Source organism: Pseudomonas sp. MPB03 (genome assembly GCF_046605385.1).
GTDB classification, from domain to species: domain Bacteria; phylum Pseudomonadota; class Gammaproteobacteria; order Pseudomonadales; family Pseudomonadaceae; genus Aquipseudomonas; species Aquipseudomonas zanjanensis.
The window spans coordinates 5,804,959-5,824,485 of sequence record NZ_CP176770.1 but is presented as its reverse complement, the minus strand read 5'-3'; the positions used below and the strand labels follow the sequence as shown (position 1 = coordinate 5,824,485).

At 60.7% G+C, this 19,527-nt stretch carries 19 protein-coding genes; 11 read left to right on the top strand and 8 right to left on the bottom strand.

The annotated features are described in order from the left end of the window. Positions 1–89: 89 nt before the first annotated feature. The 4 genes from ACLH0I_RS25375 to ACLH0I_RS25360 form a co-directional block, all read right to left on the bottom strand. Complete coding sequence (locus tag ACLH0I_RS25375) at positions 90–581, bottom strand: GreA/GreB family elongation factor (RefSeq protein ID WP_411385675.1); 492 nt, start codon at positions 579–581, stop codon at positions 90–92. Positions 582–650: 69 nt separating this feature from the next. Continuing rightward, on the bottom strand, positions 651–1,007 hold the full coding sequence (locus ACLH0I_RS25370; protein ID WP_250965584.1) for a hypothetical protein: 357 nt from the start codon (positions 1,005–1,007) through the stop codon (positions 651–653). Between the two features lie 102 nt (positions 1,008–1,109). Continuing rightward, positions 1,110–2,963 carry a DUF4105 domain-containing protein gene (locus tag ACLH0I_RS25365; RefSeq protein WP_411385674.1) on the bottom strand — a complete coding sequence of 618 codons (1,854 nt, stop codon included), beginning with the start codon at positions 2,961–2,963 and terminating at the stop codon, positions 1,110–1,112. Between the two features lie 87 nt (positions 2,964–3,050). Beyond that, positions 3,051–3,539: a DUF3015 domain-containing protein gene (locus tag ACLH0I_RS25360; protein WP_030140293.1), complete on the bottom strand. Its 489-nt coding sequence runs from the start codon at positions 3,537–3,539 to the stop codon at positions 3,051–3,053. Positions 3,540–3,814: 275 nt separating this feature from the next. On the opposite strand from ACLH0I_RS25360, the gene ACLH0I_RS25355 reads away from it, so the two are divergent. The 4 genes from ACLH0I_RS25355 (at position 3,815) to ACLH0I_RS25340 (ending at position 8,366) form a co-directional block, all read left to right on the top strand. Continuing rightward, positions 3,815–6,253, top strand: coding sequence for a Lon protease family protein (locus ACLH0I_RS25355; RefSeq protein WP_411385673.1), 2,439 nt, complete (start codon positions 3,815–3,817; stop codon positions 6,251–6,253). Between the two features lie 329 nt (positions 6,254–6,582). Then, positions 6,583–6,924, top strand: coding sequence for a hypothetical protein (locus ACLH0I_RS25350; protein WP_013694243.1), 342 nt, complete (start codon positions 6,583–6,585; stop codon positions 6,922–6,924). A gap of 131 nt (positions 6,925–7,055) precedes the next feature. Continuing rightward, the gene (locus tag ACLH0I_RS25345) at positions 7,056–7,544 is read left to right on the top strand and encodes a TIGR00645 family protein (protein WP_250966034.1); all 489 of its coding nucleotides are present in this window, start codon (positions 7,056–7,058) and stop codon (positions 7,542–7,544) included. 204 nt (positions 7,545–7,748) lie between these two features. Further along, the gene (locus ACLH0I_RS25340) at positions 7,749–8,366 is read left to right on the top strand and encodes an FKBP-type peptidyl-prolyl cis-trans isomerase (protein WP_186709820.1); all 618 of its coding nucleotides are present in this window, start codon (positions 7,749–7,751) and stop codon (positions 8,364–8,366) included. 147 nt (positions 8,367–8,513) lie between these two features. Here the strand turns inward: ACLH0I_RS25340 and ACLH0I_RS25335 are convergent, their stop codons facing one another. The 3 genes from ACLH0I_RS25335 to ACLH0I_RS25325 form a co-directional block, all read right to left on the bottom strand. Then, the gene (locus ACLH0I_RS25335; protein ID WP_003205743.1) at positions 8,514–8,771 is read right to left on the bottom strand and encodes a hypothetical protein; all 258 of its coding nucleotides are present in this window, start codon (positions 8,769–8,771) and stop codon (positions 8,514–8,516) included. 206 nt (positions 8,772–8,977) lie between these two features. Continuing rightward, positions 8,978–9,319, bottom strand: a complete 342-nt coding sequence (locus tag ACLH0I_RS25330; protein ID WP_139649853.1) for a zinc ribbon domain-containing protein YjdM — start codon at positions 9,317–9,319, stop codon at positions 8,978–8,980. Between the two features lie 234 nt (positions 9,320–9,553). After that, on the bottom strand, positions 9,554–10,522 hold the full coding sequence (locus tag ACLH0I_RS25325) for a polyprenyl synthetase family protein (RefSeq protein WP_072346139.1): 969 nt from the start codon (positions 10,520–10,522) through the stop codon (positions 9,554–9,556). 239 nt (positions 10,523–10,761) lie between these two features. On the opposite strand from ACLH0I_RS25325, the gene rplU reads away from it, so the two are divergent. From rplU to ACLH0I_RS25295, 6 genes are all read left to right on the top strand, one after another. Further along, positions 10,762–11,076: a 50S ribosomal protein L21 gene (gene rplU, locus ACLH0I_RS25320; RefSeq protein WP_003176051.1), complete on the top strand. Its 315-nt coding sequence runs from the start codon at positions 10,762–10,764 to the stop codon at positions 11,074–11,076. Between the two features lie 35 nt (positions 11,077–11,111). Then, positions 11,112–11,369, top strand: coding sequence for a 50S ribosomal protein L27 (gene rpmA, locus ACLH0I_RS25315; RefSeq protein ID WP_003176049.1), 258 nt, complete (start codon positions 11,112–11,114; stop codon positions 11,367–11,369). A gap of 190 nt (positions 11,370–11,559) precedes the next feature. Beyond that, positions 11,560–12,783 (top strand): Obg family GTPase CgtA, encoded by a 1,224-nt coding sequence (cgtA, locus tag ACLH0I_RS25310; protein ID WP_039593902.1) that lies wholly within the window; start codon positions 11,560–11,562, stop codon positions 12,781–12,783. 289 nt (positions 12,784–13,072) lie between these two features. Next, the gene (proB, locus tag ACLH0I_RS25305) at positions 13,073–14,191 is read left to right on the top strand and encodes a glutamate 5-kinase (protein ID WP_030140287.1); all 1,119 of its coding nucleotides are present in this window, start codon (positions 13,073–13,075) and stop codon (positions 14,189–14,191) included. 9 nt (positions 14,192–14,200) lie between these two features. After that, positions 14,201–14,656: a CreA family protein gene (locus ACLH0I_RS25300; protein ID WP_003205733.1), complete on the top strand. Its 456-nt coding sequence runs from the start codon at positions 14,201–14,203 to the stop codon at positions 14,654–14,656. A 297-nt stretch (positions 14,657–14,953) separates the two neighbouring features. Next, a complete protein-coding gene (locus ACLH0I_RS25295) occupies positions 14,954–16,963 on the top strand; it encodes a hypothetical protein (RefSeq protein WP_411385672.1) in 2,010 nt (669 codons plus the stop codon). Positions 16,964–17,359: 396 nt separating this feature from the next. Here the strand turns inward: ACLH0I_RS25295 and rpsT are convergent, their stop codons facing one another. Continuing rightward, a complete protein-coding gene (gene rpsT, locus ACLH0I_RS25290) occupies positions 17,360–17,638 on the bottom strand; it encodes a 30S ribosomal protein S20 (RefSeq protein WP_003185593.1) in 279 nt (92 codons plus the stop codon). 254 nt (positions 17,639–17,892) lie between these two features. On the opposite strand from rpsT, the gene murJ reads away from it, so the two are divergent. After that, complete coding sequence (gene murJ / locus ACLH0I_RS25285; RefSeq protein WP_186709825.1) at positions 17,893–19,431, top strand: murein biosynthesis integral membrane protein MurJ; 1,539 nt, start codon at positions 17,893–17,895, stop codon at positions 19,429–19,431. Positions 19,432–19,527 lie beyond the last annotated feature (96 nt).

Genomic DNA, 19,527 nt, shown 5'->3' with positions numbered 1-19,527 from the left:
GTGTGACAGTCAGTGGAAATGTTGACTGATACTCCGCTATCGCGAGCAAGCTCGCTCCCACAGTGTGTAAGGCTTAATTACCGGCAGTATCACTGGAGATCGATCGCAACGACCTCGATAACGAGATTCCCCAGCGGTCGTTCCCATGTCACCTCATCCCCAACCTTTGCCCCCAGCAACGCCCGTCCAAGCGGCGAGCCCCAATTGATCAAGCCACTGGCCGCATCGGCCTGGTCTTCCCCGACCAATTGCACCCGCTGCTCGTGGTCCTGTTCATCGACAAAGGTCACCCAGTGGCCGATCCGCACTTGTTCGGATGAAGTCGGCGCAACGACCTGTGCGCTTTGCAAGCGTTGGTTGAAATACCGCAGGTCCCGTTCGATATCGGCGATACGCTGTTTATCCGCTTGCTCGCCCTGGGCAGTCTGTTGGCTATGCAGTTGCTGCAATTCGGCGACCTGCGCCTGCAATTGGGCAAGCCCTGCGGATGTGACGTAGTTGGGCTGCGAACTGACCTGGCGTTCGACCGGCTGGTCGGCCTGGGCAGCGGCGTTGTCTTCGTTGACGAAAGCGCGGCTCATGAAACCTCCTCTTGTTGGAGTTTGGGCCATGGTCGCAGGTTTTGGTTTCGACAGATGTCTGTATGCGACTTACTGCGAGCGATAAGCCCGGGCGGCGTCCTGGTCCTTCTGTTGCTGCCAGGCCCGTTCACGTTCGTCCCAATGGCGTTCGCGGTAGGCGTTACGCTCTTCACTCTCACGCATCGCCTGGCATTGGCGGAAGCCGTCGCTCCAGCCTTCGGCGTAGCGCGGGTCCTTGAGGTAACGCGGCACATCTTTCCTGAACTGCCCGGTGATCACCCCGGCCGCTTGCCGGCCACTGCTGCAGCCATCGTCGTAGCCATCGGCGAAGGCCGGTGGATAACCTCGGGCGATCAGGTCTTCGTGGGTGGTTTCACAACCACCGAGCAACATCAGCACACCCAGTACCATCGCCGCGCGCTTCATTTTCGTTTTCCTGCCGAATCCCGCCTACAAGAAGTCTAGAAGTGGATTCGTCGCAGAGACGTGAAAGCGCGGTGATCAATCCGTTGGTTGCTCAGGCCAAGGTCAGTAGTGATACCACTTCACCTCAAGCATCACCTCGTTCTCCGGCGAGGCCAATTGGCTGAACTCCCGTTGGGCACTCAGGCGCAGGCCGAGGTTGCGGGACAGTTCCCATTGCTGATTGAGGCTCAGGCTACGGCGCACTTCGCCGTTGACGAAATAATCGCCCTTGGCTTCCAGGCTCAGGTTGCCCAGTGGGTTTTTCCACAGCACACCGCTGTTGAAACCGGCGGCCGGGGCGATGAACTGGGCAAAATCGTTGTTGTGTTCCACCCGCACCGTGCCCAGGGCAAAGCCCAGCACATTGTCGCCCAGCGCCCAGGTGCCGCCTGCGCCGCCGTTGACGTGGCTGACCAGGGTTTCATCGTCGTGTTTGCCCGGCACCCGCTCCAGGCCGCCGGTGACCTGCCAGGACAGCGGCTGTAGCAACTCGTTGCGTGGGGTCAGGGAGCGAATGGTCGCCAGGTCCAGTTGCTGCACCTGCCAGTCGTTGCCCTCGTACTGGCGCAGCTTCAATTGGAGGATTTCGATCTGTGCCCCCAACGGAAAGCTTTCGGCATTGTCGTTGAGGTCGTGATAGGCCATGCGCAAGCCATATTCGCCGAATGCCCGGTCGCCCCGCGTGCCGAGGCCGGCCTGCCAGGTGCGCGATTGATGACCGTCCTCGGGCAGGCCCGGTTGCGGGATCTCGAGTTCCGGCGCGGGGTTCTGGTTGATCGCCCGCAACAGCTCGAAGCTGCGTTGGGCCCGTTGCGGATCACGTTCCTGGCCGTTGGCGCGATAGCGCTCCAGGCGATAGGCCGCATCGATGATCAGCGCCTGGCGCTCACGCGGCAGCGCCTTGAAGGCCGGCGTTTGCAACTGCTGCTGGTCGGCGCTGACCTTCAGTACCCATTGCTGTTCATCATCGCTGAGCGGTTCGGCGCGGCTGAGCAGTTCCCGTTCCCGGGACGGTCGATACTGGATGCTTTCCACCAGGCCGGCTTCCTTCACCGCCTTGACGGTGTCGGTGGGAATCGCCGTCAGCGGGAATTGTTCGGTCAGGCGCAGGCTGGGGCGGGCCACTTGCAACAACTCGAGCAGGCGATAGGAGCAGTTTTCGTCGAAGAAGAAATAGTCGAACTGGATCTGCTTGAGTTCCCAGACATGCTCGACCATGCGCTCGGTTTCCGCCTGGCTCAGGTTGAGGCGGTATTCCCACAGGTCGCGGTTCTCCAGGCTACGGTACTCGGAGAGTTTTTCCTGATATGGCACCAGGGCGAACAGGCCGGGGTAACCGCCCATCAGGCCTTTCCAGGCATAGAGGAGGCTATTGTCGGAACCTTCGATGTAGGCGCCGAAGTTGATTGCGTAGCTGAGCAGGGCAGTCTTGTCGCTTTGCACGTCGGCCTGGTCGATGCGCAACAGGGTGTGGCCGAACATCGAGGACGGGCTGTTCAGGTACGCGGCCGGGAAAATCATCACCGCGCTGTGGGGCGCCACGTCCTTGAACCATTGGGTGAAGTCGTGGCAATCGACTGCCGGCAGGTCTGCCAGGTTGAGCTGCGCCTTCAGCCAGCGGGTTCGCGCCGGGTAGACGCACTGGGCATGTTGCTGGCCGGCGTTGGCTGGGCCATACAAGGCTTGCAGCGTGGCGGTCAGTTCACGGTCGGGATGTTCGTTGCCATCGGGGGCGAGGAAGAATTTTTTCTCGCTGATATAGCTGCGCCAACCGCCGAGCTTGGCGGTTTCGTAGTGGCCCAGGGAAATCCAGAAGGGGTCGTTGGCCAGTTGCTGCAAACGTTGAGGGTCGACATGAGGTGCGGCGGACAGCGGGGCGCACACACAGAGCGCCAGCCAGGCAAGGCGTTTGAGCATAGTCGGCTACTTGGAAAGTCGAAAAATAAAGACCGAAGGGCCCCAAAAAGAAAACCCGCTCCCCGAGAGGAGCGAGTGCTGCCGAGCTTAAGCTTGAGTGGCGTACTTGGCCAGGCGTGGGTCGTTTTTCAGCACGGCCAGGGTGTTGGTATGCACGTCTTCGGCAGTTACGTCAGCTTTGCTGAAGATCTGCTGGAAGTGCTCGTGGGTCACAGCGGAGAAGTGCGCGCGGTCTTCCGGCGCCACGCCCAGTACCACGGCGTAGGTGGTCAGCGCTTCGCCCTGACCCTTGGCCATGTCTTCGGACAGCTCGTTCATCATCCCATTCATGGCCAGCCAGGACTTGCCGCCGTAGGTCAGTGCCGCGTTGGTCGAGCAGCCGTTGGTGCCGGAGGTCATGCCGAAGGTTGCGTTACCGGACGTGCCGTTGGTGGTGGATGCCAGGAAGTGTGCCGGAGTGCCACGCTGACCTTCGAACAGCATGTTGCCCCAGCCGCAATCCGGACCGCCCGGCGCCTGAGCCATGGCGTTGATGGATACAGCGGTGAAGAGAGTACCGAGAAGAATCCGTTTCATAGCTATGTTCTCTTTTATGTGCATACCGATGGACAGGGTCTGGCCCCTACAGCAGCCAGTGGGCCGGTTATTGTTCCAGCCGCGCAGTTTGGAGTTTAGGCACGATCCGAGGGTTCCGTGACATTTTGCAAAAACATTACATGTGATCGGCGTTTTACGGGGCCCGGCCCGGGGTTTTGCCGTTGGCTATGCTTTGGTCAGAGGCGCTCCTTGCCAGTCAGGTACAGGCAGCGCCAGAATGCCGCTATCTGCCCCGCCTGATGTAAGGAAGCCCGATGCCTGATCCTGTTGCTGCCAGCTTGCGTCTAGCGCCCGAAGCGCTGACCCGTCCGTTTTCCGCTGAACAGTTCAGCTTCTCTACCACCAATGATCTGGAGCCCTTCCGCGGTGTGCTTGGCCAGGAACGTGCGGTCGAAGCCTTGCAGTTTGGCGTGGCCATGCCACGCCCCGGTTACAACGTATTCGTCATGGGCGAGCCCGGCACCGGCCGGTTCTCGTTCGTCAAACGCTACCTCAAGGCCGAAGGCAAGCGCCTGCAGACCCCGGCGGACTGGGTCTACGTCAACAATTTCGATGAGCCCCGCGAACCCCGCGCCCTGGAACTGCCGTCGGGCACGGCGGGTGCGTTCATCGGTGACATCAACGGCTTGATCGACAACCTGCTGGCGACCTTTCCGGCGGTGTTCGAACACCCGTCCTACCAGCAGAAGAAAAGCGCCATCGACCGCGCCTTCAACCAGCGCTACGACCGCGCCCTGGATGTGATCGAGCGCCTGGCGCTGGAGAAGGACGTCGCGCTGTACCGTGACAGCAGCAACATCGCCTTCACGCCGATGAGCGAAGGCAAGGCCCTGGACGAGGCGGAGTTCGCCCAGTTGCCGGAAGCCGAGCGCGAGCGTTTCCACGAGGACATCTCCGGCCTTGAGGAGCGCTTGAACGAAGAGCTCGCCAGCCTGCCGCAATGGAAGCGCGAGTCCAGCAACCAGCTGCGCCAGCTCAACGAAGAAACCATCACCCTGGCCCTGCAACCGTTGCTGGCGCCGCTGTCGGAAAAATACGCGGAGAACGCCGCGGTCTGTGGTTACCTGCAAGCCATGCAGGTGTATCTGCTCAAGACCGTGGTCGAGCAACTGGTGGACGACAGCAAGAGCGACGCCATCGCCCGCAAACTGCTGGAGGAACAATACGCCCCGAGCCTGGTGGTCGGGCATCCGTCCAGCGGTGGCGCGCCGGTGGTGTTCGAGCCGCACCCGACCTACGACAACCTGTTCGGCCGGATCGAATACAGCACCGACCAGGGCGCGCTCTACACCACCTACCGGCAACTGCGTCCGGGTGCCTTGCACCGGGCCAATGGTGGCTTCCTGATCCTGGAAGCGGAAAAAATGCTCAGCGAACCGTTCGTATGGGATGCGCTCAAGCGCGCCCTGCAATCGCGCAAGCTGAAGATGGAATCGCCCCTGGGTGAAATGGGACGCCTGGCCACGGTGACCCTGACGCCGCAACACATCCCGCTGCAGGTCAAGGTCGTGATCATCGGCGCCCGCCAGCTCTATTACGCCTTGCAGGACCTGGATTCGGATTTCCAGGAAATGTTTCGCGTGCTGGTGGATTTCGACGAAGACATCCCGATGGGCGACGAGAGCCTGGAGCAGTTCGCCCAGCTGCTCAAAACCCGCACTTCGGAAGAAGGCATGGCACCCCTGACCGCCGACGCGGTGGCGCGCCTGGCGACCTACAGCGCCCGCCTGGCTGAACACCAAGGGCGCTTGTCGGCGCGCATCGGTGACTTGTTCCAGTTGGTCAGCGAGGCGGATTTCATTCGCCAATTGGCCGGTGACGAAATGACCGATGCCGGCCACATCGAACGCGCCCTCAAGGCCAAGGCCACCCGCACCGGGCGTGTCTCGGCGCGGATCCTCGACGACATGCTGGCCGGGATCATCCTGATCGACACCGCAGGTGCGGCGGTGGGCAAATGCAACGGACTGACGGTGCTCGAGGTCGGCGACTCGGCGTTTGGCGTGCCGGCACGGATTTCCGCCACGGTGTACCCGGGCGGCAGTGGCATCGTCGACATCGAGCGGGAGGTCAACCTTGGCCAGCCGATCCACTCCAAGGGTGTGATGATCCTCACCGGTTACCTGGGGAGTCGTTATGCCCAGGAATTCCCGCTGGCGATCTCGGCCAGCATCGCCCTGGAGCAATCCTACGGTTATGTGGACGGCGACAGTGCGTCCCTGGGCGAGGCGTGCACGCTGATCTCGGCCCTGTCGAAGACGCCGTTGAAGCAGTGCTTCGCCATCACCGGCTCGATCAACCAGTTCGGTGAAGTGCAGGCGGTGGGCGGGGTCAACGAGAAGATCGAAGGCTTCTTCCGCCTCTGCGAAGCCCGGGGTTTGACCGGTGAGCAGGGGGCAATCATTCCCCAGGCCAACGTCGCGACCCTGATGCTCGATGAGAAAGTGCTGGCCGCCGTGCGCGCCGGGCAGTTCCATGTCTATGCGGTGCGCCAGGCCGACGAAGCCCTGAGCCTGCTGGTGGGCGAGCCTGCCGGCGAGCCGGATGAAAACGGTGAGTTCCCGGAGGGCAGCGTCAACGCCCGGGTGGTGGAGCGGCTGCGGGTGATCGCGGAGATGATCAGCGAAGACGACATCAAGGAAGCGGAAAAGGAACTGGCACAGCAGGCCTTGGCGGAGGCCAAGCCGGCTTGATGTTTTCCTGAGGGCCGCAAGACGTCTGTAGAAGTCCACTGTGGGAGCGAGCTTGCTCGCGATAGCGGAGTTTCAGTCATGGTTTTCTCGACTGTCACACCGCTATCGCGAGCAAGCTCGCTCCCACACTGTTTTGTGGATTATCGCTAAAAAGCGCCACCACTTTGGCGTCAATATTCACACTGTGACCGCTCGGCGCATTCTGGTCTCGAAAAGCCGTGGGGCCGGAACTTTTCTTCTATCCTCAGCTCAAGGATAACGAGAGTCATCATTGGATCGAAACAGTCTCCTCCCGAGACTGAATACCGGATCTACCGAGGGGCGCCGCCATGTCGCGCAACCTTTGCCTCACTCGTCAATGCCTGGGCCTTGTCACCCGTATCGAATGCGCCATCCGCCCGCTGGCGGGAGATACCGGTATGTGGACCTTGCTCTTCGCCGCCGGAATGGCGGGCGAACAACCCTCCGCCATCAAGGCCCAAGGGCCATTCCCCGGCCCGACTGCCGCCGAATCCATCCTCGATACCATCGTGCAAAGCCTGACCTTGCACGGCTATGAGCTGGCCGATGACCCGCAGATCTGGTCCTTGCACATGCAGGCCCAACTGCGTGAAATCAATGGAGGCCGTTGTCGCAACGTCGGCGGCTTCGAGTTTCGTCCGCTGCATTGAAAGCTGGCACCGCACGGGCAGTGGCAGTAAAGTTTTGACACAAGGCGGGGACCAGGGAGGGGCCCGGCATTTGTGGGGCTGGTCATGGCTGATATACTCGCCGCGATTTTTCAGCCCAGGTGTGAGATTCAATGGAACGCTTTATCGAAAACGCAATGTACGCCTCCCGTTGGCTGCTGGCGCCGATCTACTTCGGGCTGTCCCTCGGCCTGCTGGCCTTGGCGTTGAAATTCTTCCAGGAAGTCTTCCACGTCATCCCCAACGTGTTTTCCATGGCCGAGTCCGATCTGATCCTGGTGCTGCTGTCGTTGATCGACATGGCGCTGGTGGGCGGCCTGCTGGTGATGGTGATGATTTCCGGCTACGAGAACTTCGTTTCGCAGCTGGATATCGCCGACGACAAGGAAAAGCTCAACTGGCTGGGCACCATGGACTCTTCGTCGCTGAAGATGAAGGTCGCCGCCTCGATCGTGGCCATCTCGTCCATCCACCTGCTGCGCATCTTCATGGACGCCAAGAACGTCGATCCCGACCACCTGATGTGGTACGTGATTATCCACATGACCTTCGTGGTCTCGGCGTTTGCCATGGGCTACCTGGACAAACTGACCAAGCACTGAGGTCTGTCGACCGCGCTGATGCAACGCCCGCCTGTAGAGCCACAGGCGGGCGTTGTCGTTTCCGGCGCCGCACTTTGGCGCGAGGGCTCGTCACCCGCCGTGGCATCTGTGCTAGTCTGCTCGCCCTTTTGGTTCCGGGCGCTCCGGGATGCGCTGTGGCACACACGGCAACTTCTCGAGCCGTCCGCACAGCGGAGCAGCATCATGTCCGAAGTTAACCTGTCCACCGACGAAACCCGCGTCAGCTACGGCATCGGCCGTCAGTTGGGCGACCAACTGCGCGACAACCCGCCACCGGGTGTCAACCTGGACGCGATCCTGGCCGGCCTGACTGACGCGTTCGCCGGCAAGCCAAGCCGTGTGGGCCAGGACGAGATGTCTGCCAGCTTCAAGGTCATTCGTGAAATCATGCAAGCCGAAGCAGCCGCCAAGGCTGAAGCCGCTGCTGGCGAAGGCCGTGCGTTCCTGGCGGAAAACGCCAAGCGTGAAGGCATCACCACCCTGGCTTCCGGCCTGCAATTCGAAGTGCTGACCCAGGGTGAAGGCGCCAAGCCGACCCGTGAAGACCAGGTGCGTACCCACTACCACGGCACCCTGATCGACGGCACCGTGTTCGACAGCTCCTATGATCGCGGCCAGCCAGCCGAATTCCCGGTAGGCGGCGTGATCCCAGGCTGGACCGAAGCCCTGCAACTGATGAACGCCGGCAGCAAATGGCGCCTGTACGTGCCGAGCGAACTGGCCTACGGCGCTCAAGGCGTTGGCAGCATTCCACCGCACAGCGTGCTGGTGTTCGACGTCGAGTTGTTGGACGTCCTGTAAGACCCTGTCCGGTTTTTACAGTCGGACAAAAAACTGTGGGAGCGAGCTTGCTCGCGAAAGCGGATAGTCAGTCGACATCCTCGTTGCTGACGCACCGCCATCGCGAGCAAGCTCGCTCCCACAGGTTCTCCCACAGGTTATTTATGCTCATCCGTGGAACCTGCCGCTGAAATCACCCGTCGGGCGCAACGCCCGGGCATAGCAGAACAGGAACAGATTGCGCACCAGCTCCTTGAGCACCAGTGGCTCACTGGAATTGAGGCTGTTGAGGTCGAGGTCTCCTTGGTCCTGCAGCTCATTCAAGGCTTCTTCTTCAAGCACCGCACAGACTTCCCCGGTTTCCCGATGCAGGATCCTGAGGTAGGGATGTGGGCGGTCCAGCCAGGCATCGATCAAATAAGTCATGGTTCTCATCTCCTTGATGGGTTCGATGAGAATAATTCTTATTCGCTAAATAGCAAGTCTCTATTGGTGTTCCGATTGTTTTTCTGACGATGGGTTGTGGTAGCTCAAGACGACTGGCACTTGGCTAACGCCCGGAAAATAGGGCTGAAGCGGGGGAGGGTCAAGCGCCATCCCACACGCGGGGCATGGGATGGAATACAGCAGGATCAGACTTTTCTGACGAACTCGGATTTGAGTTTCATCGGGCCGATGCCGTCGATCTTGCAGTCGATGTCGTGGTCGCCGTCGCACAGGCGGATGTTCTTGACCTTGGTGCCGACCTTGACCACCAGTGAGGTGCCCTTGACCTTGAGGTCCTTGATCACGGTGATGGTGTCGCCGTCCTGCAGGACGTTGCCGACCGAATCTTTCTTCACAGTGTCGTCGGACGCCGCTTCAACTTCGCCGCTGGCGGACCATTCGTGGGCACACTCCGGGCAGACCAGTTGGGTGCCGTCTTCGTAGGTGTATTCGGAATTGCATTTCGGGCAGGGAGGCAACGTGCTCACTAAGGTTCCTTGGGTATCAGGAGGGCAAAAGGGCGCACATTGTATAGGGTTTTGTTACGAGATGGGTGATGCGGGGCTTTTGTGGCGAGGGAGCTTGCTCCCGCTGGGCTGCGAAGCCGCCCCAATTGGATTGCTGCGATCATTCAGTTGGATCGCGTCAGCCGGATTTACGACGGCTGCGCCGCCGAGCGGGAGCAAGCTCCCTCGCCACAAAAGCTCGCCGTTTTCATGCAATCAATGGGTACGGGCGACCGCAAATTCACTCAGCTCCACCAGTGCATCGCGGTATTCGCTGGCTGGCAGGGCATCGAGGCATTTGATTGCGCGGGCGACGTAGTCCCGGGCCAGTTTCGCAGTGTATTCCAGCGAGCCGGAGGCTTCGACCGCGACACGGATGCTTTCGAGGTCTTCGATCCCGCCTTTCTGGATCGCCTGGCGTACCAGCGCCGCCTGTTCCGGCGTGCCCTCGCGCATGGTGTAGATCAGCGGCAGGGTCGGCTTGCCTTCGGCCAGGTCGTCGCCAACGTTCTTGCCCAGGGTCTCGGCGTCGCCCTTGTAGTCCAGCAGGTCGTCCACCAACTGGAAGGCCACGCCCAGGTGGTCGCCGAAGGTGCGCAGCGCTTCGCTCTGCTCGGCGCTGGCACCGGCCAGGGCGGCGGCGCTGTGGGTCGAGGCTTCGAAGAGCATCGCGGTCTTGCCGCGGATGACTTCCATGTAGGTTTCTTCCGTGGTGCTGGCATCGCGCACCTTGGACAGCTGCAGCACTTCGCCTTCGGCGATGATGCGCGTGGCTTGGGACAGGATCTTCATCACCGGCATCGAGCCCAGTTCGACCATCATCTCGAACGAGCGCGAATATAGAAAGTCGCCCACCAGCACGCTCGGGGCATTGCCCCACATGGCGTTGGCGGTCGAACGGCCACGGCGCATGCCGGACATGTCGACCACGTCGTCATGCAGCAGGGTCGCGGTGTGCAGGAATTCGATGGTGGCGGCCAGCAGGCGCATGTCGTCGCCTTCGCGACCCAGGGCCTTGCCGCACAGCAGTACCAATAAAGGACGCAGGCGTTTGCCGCCGGCCGAAGTGATGTAGTCGCCGATTTTCGATACCAGCGGCACTCGGGAAGTCAGCTGCTTCTTGATGATGCCGTCGACGGCACTAAAATCGTCCGCCACTGCGCGGTAGAAAGCTTGGGGTTGCATCAGCGACAGGCGCTCCAGAAGGGTTGCGCGGCATGCTAGGACCCACGTCCAGGCCTGTCAAGGCGCGATAGACGGCCACTTGCAAGGCTCGACCGGCTTGCGTACAATCGCGCACCCTGAACTTCCTGGGCAGCACCTGCCTTACGCAATTGCATCCGGGCCTTCCAGCCCATGCAGCCATGCCAGCCAATACCTCTTCTTATAAAGCGCTGGGTGAGCAGGATTATCGGAGAAATACCATGTCGTACGCAGTAATTGTTACTGGTGGCAAGCAATACAAGGTCGCCCCAGGTGAATACCTGAAGATCGAAAAACTGGAAATCGCTACCGGCGAATCCGTGACTTTTGATCGCGTTCTGTTGGTCGCCAATGGCGATGACGTGAATATCGGCGCTCCAGTCGTTGCTGGCGCTACCGTTGTGGCTGAAGTGATCTCCCAAGGTCGTCACGATAAAGTCCGCATCATCAAGTTCCGTCGTCGTAAGCACCACATGAAGCGTATGGGCCACCGCCAGTGGTACACCGAGATCAAAATCACCGGTATTCAGGCTTAATTTCAGCCTAATTCCTCACTAGGAGAATTGAACTCATGGCACACAAAAAAGCTGGTGGTAGTACCCGTAACGGTCGCGACTCAGAAGCCAAACGCCTTGGCGTGAAGATGTATGGCGGCCAGAAGATCATTCCGGGCAACATCATCGTGCGTCAGCGCGGCACCCAATTCCACGCCGGTTACGGTGTTGGCATGGGTAAGGATCACACCCTCTTCGCGAAAATCGAAGGCGTGATCAAGTTCGAAGTAAAGGGCGCGTTCAACCGCCGTTACGTGAGCGTTGTCGCAGCTTAATTGCGAGATCGCTGGAAAAGCCCTGTCTTGCGACGGGGCTTTTTCGTTTGTGGGGTGAGTCTCTTGCAAAACTGTTTGTATGGGCTGTCGGCGCTGCGGTTGGGGCGTGTCATCAGGTCGCTGCGCTCATTTTTGCAAGAGTCTTATGTCTTGTTTTTTTGGCTCGTCCGTATGGCGAGAGGCGTGTGTCATGAAGTTTGTTGATGAAGTATCGATTCGAGTGAAGGCTGGCGACGGCGGCAATGGTTGCATGAGTTTCCGTCGGGAAAAGTTCATTGAAAACGGTGGTCCGAACGGTGGTGACGGGGGTGACGGCGGCTCGATCTACATGCTCGCCGACGAAAACCTCAACACCCTGGTGGACTACCGTTACACCCGGCACTTCGATGCCGAGCGTGGCTCCAACGGCGGCAGCACCGACTGCACCGGCAAGAAGGGCGAAGACCTGATCCTGCGCGTGCCGGTTGGCACCACGGTGATCGATTCGGCCACCCAGGAAGTGATCGGTGACCTGACCAAGGCCGGCCAGCGTCTGCTGGTCGCCCATGGCGGTTGGCACGGCCTGGGCAACACCCGTTTCAAGTCCAGTACCAACCGCGCGCCGCGCCAGACCACGCCAGGCAAGCCGGGCGAGCAGCGTGACCTTAAGCTGGAAATGAAAGTGCTGGCCGATGTGGGCCTGCTGGGCCTGCCGAACGCCGGTAAAAGTACCTTCATTCGCTCGGTATCCGCTGCCAAGCCGAAAGTGGCCGACTACCCGTTCACCACCCTGGTGCCGAACCTGGGCGTGGTCAGTGTCGACCGCTGGAAGAGCTTCGTGATCGCCGACATTCCGGGGTTGATCGAAGGGGCTTCCGAGGGCGCCGGCCTGGGGATTCGTTTCCTCAAGCACTTGTCCCGTACCCGTTTGTTGCTGCACCTCGTCGACATGGCGCCGCTGGATGAAACCAGTGCTGCCGATGCTGCCGAAGTCATCGTCAACGAGCTGACCAAGTTCAGTCCGGCCCTGGCCGAGCGCGACCGTTGGCTGGTGCTGAACAAGTGTGACCAGATCCTTGAAGAAGAGCATGAGGAGCGGGTCAAGGAAATCGTCGATCGCCTGGAGTGGGAAGGTCCGGTCTACGTGATCTCGGCCATCGCCAAGGAAAACACCGAGCGCCTGTGCCACGACATCATGCGGTACCTGGAAGATCGTGCCGACCGCCTGGCCAACGACCCGGCCTACAAGGAAGAGCTGGCCGAGCTCGATCAACGTATCGAAGACGAGGCCCGTGCCCAGTTGCAAGCGCTGGACGACCAGCGTGCCTTGCGCCGCAGCGGCGTCAAGTCGGTCCATGACATCGGTGACGACGATTGGGACGAAGAGGATGTGGATGACGAGGACGGTCCGGAAATCATCTACGTTCGCGACTGATCGTGTGCTGATGCGACTCAGCTGAAGTCAGTACCTGTGAGAACCCCTGTGGGAGCGAGCTTGCTCGCGATAGCGGTGTATCAGCCGCTATCGATATGGCTGACCCCACGCATCGCGAGCAAGCTCGCTCCCACAGGTTCAACTGTTTCGGTGCGGTGTTATCATCGCAGCCAGCCGGTTTCCAAGGCGCCGCTCATTCGAGCGGCGTTTTGGTATCTGTAAAACGCAAATACGAATAATCCCATGGGCGGCGCTGGGTCGCGCCGTTCGCTGGCAAAGGTTGAAGATGATGCGGAGCAAGGTGACGGGTGCGCAGCGCTGGGTCGTGAAGATCGGCAGTGCACTGCTGACAGCGGATGGCAAAGGCCTGGATCGCCAGGCGATGGCGGTGTGGGTCGAGCAGATGGTGGCCTTGCATGAGGCTGGCGTCGAGCTGGTATTGGTCTCTTCCGGGGCTGTGGCTGCCGGTATGAGCCGCCTGGGCTGGACGTCGCGACCCAGCGCGATGCATGAGCTGCAGGCTGCCGCCGCCATCGGCCAGATGGGCCTGGTGCAGGCCTGGGAGTCGAGCTTTGCCGAGCATGGCCGCCATACGGCGCAGATCCTGCTGACCCATGACGACCTGTCCGACCGCAAGCGCTACCTCAATGCCCGCAGTACCTTGCGGGCGCTGGTGGAGCTGAAAGTCATCCCGGTGATCAACGAAAACGACACGGTGGTCACCGACGAGATCCGTTTCGGCGATAACGACACCCTGGCCGCGCTGGTGGCGAACCTGGTGGAGGCGGACCTGCTGGTGATCCTCACGGATCGCGACGGCATGTTCGATGCCGATCCGCGCAACAACCCCGATGCCAAGCTGATCTACGAAGCCCGTGCCGACGACCCGGCGCTGGATGCGGTGGCGGGCGGCACTGGCGGTGCGCTGGGTCGTGGCGGCATGCAGACCAAGCTGCGTGCGGCGCGTCTGGCGGCGCGCTCCGGCGCTCACACCATCATTGTCGGCGGGCGCTTGGAGCGGGTGCTGGATCGTCTGAAGTCGGGCGAACGCATTGGCACCTTGCTCTCCCCGGAGCGCGGCATGCTGGCGGCGCGCAAGCAGTGGCTGGCTGGGCATCTGCAAACCCGTGGCACGCTGGTGCTGGACGCCGGTGCCGTATCGGCCCTGTCCCAGGGCAACAAGAGCCTGCTGCCGGTGGGCGTGAAGCTGGTCCAGGGCAGTTTCCGCCGGGGCGAAATGGTCGTTTGCGTGGCGCCGGACGGTCGTGAGATCGCTCGCGGCCTGGCTAACTACAGCGCGCTGGAAGCGCAGAAAATCATCGGTCAGTCGTCTGATGCGATTGTCGGTCTGTTGGGTTACATGGCGGAGCCCGAACTGGTTCACCGTGACAACCTGATCCTCGTCTAAGGAAAAATCATGGGTTTGGCAAAAGGATTGATCGGCTTGCTGCTGGCAGTGCCGCTGCTGGCTTCGGCCGAAGAAATCGGTCAGGTGTCCACCGTGTTCAAGTTCGTCGGGCCGAATGACCGGATTGTGGTCGAGGCGTTCGACGATCCTAAAGTGGATGGCGTGACCTGCTACCTGTCGCGAGCCAAGACTGGGGGTGTAAAAGGCGGCCTGGGCCTGGCCGAAGATCGCGCCGAGGCGTCCATCGCCTGTCGCCAGGTCGGGCCGATCAGCTTCAAGGGTGAGCTCAAGGACGGCGAAGAGGTGTTCCGCGAACGCACTTCGCTGGTGTTCAAGACCATGCAGGTGGTGCGGTTCCTCGATAAGAAGCGCAATACGCTGGTGTACCTGGTCTACAGCGACCGGGTGATCGAGGGCAGTCCGCAAAATGCGGTGACCGCCATTCCGATCTTGCCTTGGCGTTAAGTATCGACTGATGAGCGAGCCAGTCGGCTAATGCCGATCAGTTGAGTGGGTGTCACGAGGAAACACACAAGCCGTGGCGAGGGAGCTTGCTCCCGCTGGGTCGCGAAGCGGCCCTGTTTTGGGGCTGCTGCGCAGCCCAGCGGGAGCAAGCTCCCTCGCCACAGGATGATTGCCCGGCTTTATTTCGCTTAACTGACGGGCATTAAGCCAGTCGGCTCGTTTTTTTAATGTCCATGAATGTTGTTGTGCTTTTGGCGCGAAGGGATTCGTATGCGTTCGTTTTTGCTGCTGTTTGTATTGAGTTGTACTGTTTCCGTCGGAGCCCTGGCGGAGCCGTTTTATAACGCCAAGCCCCTGGCCCATCCGCTGATAAAAAGCTCCCAGGAGAGTGGGGCGACGCTGGCGTTTATCCGTGAAGCGGAGGGAGTTGTCGGCTATTCATGCCTGTGCGATTCGCCGGATGGCGCGCCGCAAGTGCTCGACCGGTATGGCGAGGCCAGTGTCGAGTCGGTGTTCTACGCCAGCCTCGACAGTGATCTCCAGACGTTGGTCGTGCTGTCCCGGGCGAAGGGGCAATACGCCCTTCATGGTTATCGGTTCGTGCCGTCTGCTGGGACGTACCGTCGGCTCGAGACGCTTCAGCCGGTGCTGGATCGTATCGCTGCCAATCGCAAAGTCCTCAATGCCGCCATTGTCCAAAAAGCCCTGGGCGCGTTGCCGCCTTACGCTTACGGCGCCGTGGTGCCTGTGACCGGTATCGTTGAATTCGACACGCTCAATCCCGCTGACGGTACGCTGGTGGGCTACTTCGGTGTCGACGGTGTCCCGGCCTCGGCGGGGCAGCCGGCAGAGGACCCCCATCGTGACACCTACAAAAAGACCTTCCAGCAGCGCGACGGGCGCTGGCTCACGCTGACGTATGAGCGCGTGTCGCCTGGGGATGAGGATGTGGGGGCTGCGTATAGCGTCAGCCGGATGGCTTGGGAAACCCGTCCGCAGCTGTACCGAGGCTCTGAGGATGGGATGGGGGCGATCATGGGGGATAGGCAGCTCTGGGCGCTGGGTTCGTATGTCCAGGGCAAGAAATCCGGTCAGTGGAAGGAGTTTGGCCCGTCGGGCGACGAGTCTACCGGCGCCTACGTGGATGGGGTGCGCCAGGGGCCGTGGGTTATCAGTGATAGGGGGACGGTTTCCAAAGGCATGATTGTCGATGACTTCTACGAGGGGCGCTGGACGATCGAGGGGTACGACGATGAGGTGCTGATGTCGGGCTTCGATACTTACAAACACGGTGATTTTGACGGGCCTTCCGAGCGTGTGCGTCATGGCGAGGTGATCCAGCGCGGCGATTTCGTGGGGGGCATGCAGCACGGGGATTGGAAAATGCCGTGGGGCGAGGGGCGTTACGTGCAAGGCGTCCGGGAGGGGCGTTGGACATTGAAGGTGGAGGGCGGTGGCGTCCAGACCGTGGATTTTGTCGCCGACAAGATGCACGGCGAGTTGCGAGAAGTGGATGCTGCGGGGGTGTTGCGGCGGGTCGAGCACTACCGAGCGGGTGTGTTGGATGGGTTGAAAGAGACCTATGCGGCGAATGGCAAGCTCACCTATTCGGCTCACTACGCCAATGGCCAGATCGAAGGGCGGGCGCTGACCTACACGGACGACGGTGCCGTGCTGCTGTCGGATATCTCCTGGCGTTACGGTTCGCGAGAGGGCGCCTTTCGTCTCTATCACCCCAATGGCCAGCCCGATACGGTGGCAACGTACGAAAAGGATGAGCCCATTGGCAACGTGCAATCATTCGACGCGAATGGGGTGTTGATCGCGGACCGCAACTATTGCCATGTGCCGGATGGGAAGTACACCCGCATCAAGTTGTGCGGCAAGCAGCGCGGGGCGTTCAATAACGGCCACTTCGATTCCGAGAGTGACTACCTGTTTGGTAACGAACAGAGTGCCCGCCATACCCAGGATGGGCGCAATGTGCGGGAGGTGTTGCTGGGGCCTGATGATCGTGTGACCCACAAGGAGTACTACCCCAGCGGTCAGTTGAAGTCCTCCGAGGCCCGGCAGGGGTTCCGGCTGATAACGGTCTATGGGCGCGAATACAAGGACTATTCGTACGCCAAGCGCGAAGGCGAGACGGTTTATTACTATCCGACGGGTGTGGTCGAGCGCCGCATGACCTTCAAGGATGACAAGATCGTGGGCTGCTACACCGGCTACGACGAGGCGGGCGTACAGAACTTCCCACCACCAGGAGGTTGCCCTCCGCCGAAGCCGGTGGTGTTCAATTTCGGCGAGTAGGGATTCTGATTTTTTTGGTCTTCCCCCTCCCAGTCAGTGTGGGCGGTTGTGGTGAGTGGAAAATTTATGCCCGCTGAAGAGCGAGTGTGGGAGCGAGCTTGCTCGCGAAGGCGGCAGTACAGTCGGCATCTCCATTACCTGACCCACCGCCATCGCGAGCAAGCTCGCTCCCACAGGGGGAATGTGGTGGGTACAAGATGTATGCCCCGCTGCAGTTCCAGTGTGGGAGCGAGCCTGCTCGCGAAGGCGGCGATACAGTCACTATCTCCATTGACTGACCCACCGCCATCGCGAGCAGGCTCGCTCCCAAAAGGGGAGGGGCTGTTCTGGTTGGGGGGTTAAATCGCAGGCAATAAAAAACCGACCCTGAGGTCGGTTTTTTAATGAGCGCGTCGCTTAGGCAGCAGCGGCAACGTTCAGGGCCTTTACGTGGCCATTCAGGCGGCTCTTATGGCGAGCAGCCTTGTTCTTGTGGATGATGCCTTTATCGGCCATGCGGTCGATAACTGGCACAGCCAGAACGTAAGCAGCTTGAGCTTTTTCAGCGTCTTTTGCGTCGATGGCCTTGACTACGTTCTTGATGTAGGTACGGACCATGGAACGCAGGCTGGCGTTGTGGCTGCGACGCTTCTCAGCCTGTTTTGCACGTTTTTTGGCGGAAGGTGTGTTGGCCACCGTCGAGCTCCTCGAAAGACTTTTTGGGAAATAGCAAACAAAATAGGCCGCGAATCATGCCGATGAGTTGAAGTCTTGTCAAGGGCGGGTGACGCGTTCCGCTGAATGGCAGGTGCTGCGCACCGAAGGATTTCTTTCCGGCGTGCGACCTGTAAACTCGCGGGCTTTGGCTCTGCACTGTTTAGCGGCGCGGAGTATCGCACAAGTGGGCGCGTTGTTCGCCTGCTGTTTATCGACAGGCAAAAACTCTTTTCATGAATCTGCTCAAATCGTTGGCCGCCGTCAGCTCTATCACGATGCTTTCCCGTGTCCTGGGGTTCGTTCGCGATACGTTGATCGCACGGATATTCGGCGCCGGGATGGCCACCGACGCCTTCTTCATCGCCTTCAAGCTGCCCAACCTGTTGCGGCGGATCTTCGCCGAAGGCGCGTTCTCCCAGGCCTTTGTGCCGATCCTGGCGGAATATAAAAGCCAGAAGGGCGACGAGGCGACTCGCACATTCATTGCCTACGTCACCGGCCTGCTGACCTTGGTGCTGGCGCTGGTCACGGCCGCCGGCATGCTCGCCGCGCCCTGGGTGATCTGGGCCACGGCGCCGGGCTTTACCGATACCCCGGAAAAATTCCAGCTCACCGCTGACCTGCTGCGGGTGACCTTTCCTTATATATTGCTGATTTCCCTGTCGTCCCTGGCCGGGGCGATCCTCAATACCTGGAACCGCTTTTCCGTGCCGGCCTTTGTGCCGACCCTGCTCAACGTCAGCATGATCGTGTTCGCGGTATTCCTGACGCCTTACTTCGATCCGCCGGTAATGGCCCTGGGCTGGGCGGTACTGGTCGGCGGCCTGGCGCAACTGTTGTATCAACTGCCGCACCTGAAAAAGATCGGCATGCTGGTGCTGCCGCGGCTGAACCTGCGCGACAGCGGCGTATGGCGGGTGATGAAGCAGATGCTGCCGGCGATCCTCGGGGTGTCGGTGAGCCAGATTTCCCTGATCATCAACACCATCTTTGCCTCGTTCCTGGTGGCCGGCTCGGTGTCGTGGATGTACTACGCCGATCGCTTGATGGAGTTGCCGTCCGGCGTGCTGGGCGTGGCCCTGGGCACGATCCTGCTGCCAACCCTGGCCAAGACCTACGCCAGCCAGGACCGCCACGAATATTCGCGGATCCTCGATTGGGGCCTGCGCCTGTGCTTTGTGCTGGTGCTGCCGTGTGCGCTGGCGCTGGGGATCCTCGCCGAACCGTTGACCGTCTCGCTGTTCCAGTACGGCCAATTCAGTGCCTTTGATGCCTTGATGACTCAGCGGGCACTGATCGCTTACTCGGTGGGCTTGCTCGGGATCATCGTGATCAAGGTGCTGGCGCCTGGGTTCTACGCTCAGCAGAACATCCGCACGCCGGTGAAGATCGCCATTTTCACCCTGGTGATGACGCAGTTGTTCAACCTGCTGCTCATCGGCCCGCTGGCCCACGCGGGCCTGGCCCTGGCGATCAGCGCCGGTGCCTGCCTCAATGCCGGGCTGCTGTTCTATCAGTTGCGCAAGCAGAAGATGTATCAACCACAACCGGGCTGGGCCAAGTTCGGCCTCAAGCTGCTGGTTGCCGTGGCGGTGATGTCGGCGGTATTGCTGGGGGCGATGCATTTCATGCCGGCCTGGGGCGAAGGGCAGATGCTCGAGCGTTTCCTGCGCCTGGGCGCCCTGGTGGTTGCTGGCGTGGTGGCGTATTTCGGCATGTTGCTGCTGATGGGGTTCCGCCTGCGCGACTTCAACCGCAAGGCCTTGAGCTGAGGGCGGGCCCTCGATAATCCCGGGCCGGGCAGTGGTTTTGTCGGTTCGATCACTTTGGGGTGCGGTGTTGCCTGTCGTCGGCCGCCGGGTGTGGTT

Coding starts and splice junctions, on each gene's coding strand:
- ACLH0I_RS25375 (WP_411385675.1), bottom strand. CDS start 581: ATGAGCCGCGCTTTCGTCAACGAAGACAACGCCGCTGCCCAGGCCGAC.
- ACLH0I_RS25370 (WP_250965584.1), bottom strand. CDS start 1,007: ATGAAGCGCGCGGCGATGGTACTGGGTGTGCTGATGTTGCTCGGTGGT.
- ACLH0I_RS25365 (WP_411385674.1), bottom strand. CDS start 2,963: ATGCTCAAACGCCTTGCCTGGCTGGCGCTCTGTGTGTGCGCCCCGCTG.
- ACLH0I_RS25360 (WP_030140293.1), bottom strand. CDS start 3,539: ATGAAACGGATTCTTCTCGGTACTCTCTTCACCGCTGTATCCATCAAC.
- ACLH0I_RS25355 (WP_411385673.1), top strand. CDS start 3,815: ATGCCTGATCCTGTTGCTGCCAGCTTGCGTCTAGCGCCCGAAGCGCTG.
- ACLH0I_RS25350 (WP_013694243.1), top strand. CDS start 6,583: ATGTCGCGCAACCTTTGCCTCACTCGTCAATGCCTGGGCCTTGTCACC.
- ACLH0I_RS25345 (WP_250966034.1), top strand. CDS start 7,056: ATGGAACGCTTTATCGAAAACGCAATGTACGCCTCCCGTTGGCTGCTG.
- ACLH0I_RS25340 (WP_186709820.1), top strand. CDS start 7,749: ATGTCCGAAGTTAACCTGTCCACCGACGAAACCCGCGTCAGCTACGGC.
- ACLH0I_RS25335 (WP_003205743.1), bottom strand. CDS start 8,771: ATGACTTATTTGATCGATGCCTGGCTGGACCGCCCACATCCCTACCTC.
- ACLH0I_RS25325 (WP_072346139.1), bottom strand. CDS start 10,522: ATGCAACCCCAAGCTTTCTACCGCGCAGTGGCGGACGATTTTAGTGCC.
- rplU (WP_003176051.1), top strand. CDS start 10,762: ATGTCGTACGCAGTAATTGTTACTGGTGGCAAGCAATACAAGGTCGCC.
- rpmA (WP_003176049.1), top strand. CDS start 11,112: ATGGCACACAAAAAAGCTGGTGGTAGTACCCGTAACGGTCGCGACTCA.
- cgtA (WP_039593902.1), top strand. CDS start 11,560: ATGAAGTTTGTTGATGAAGTATCGATTCGAGTGAAGGCTGGCGACGGC.
- proB (WP_030140287.1), top strand. CDS start 13,073: ATGCGGAGCAAGGTGACGGGTGCGCAGCGCTGGGTCGTGAAGATCGGC.
- ACLH0I_RS25300 (WP_003205733.1), top strand. CDS start 14,201: ATGGGTTTGGCAAAAGGATTGATCGGCTTGCTGCTGGCAGTGCCGCTG.
- murJ (WP_186709825.1), top strand. CDS start 17,893: ATGAATCTGCTCAAATCGTTGGCCGCCGTCAGCTCTATCACGATGCTT.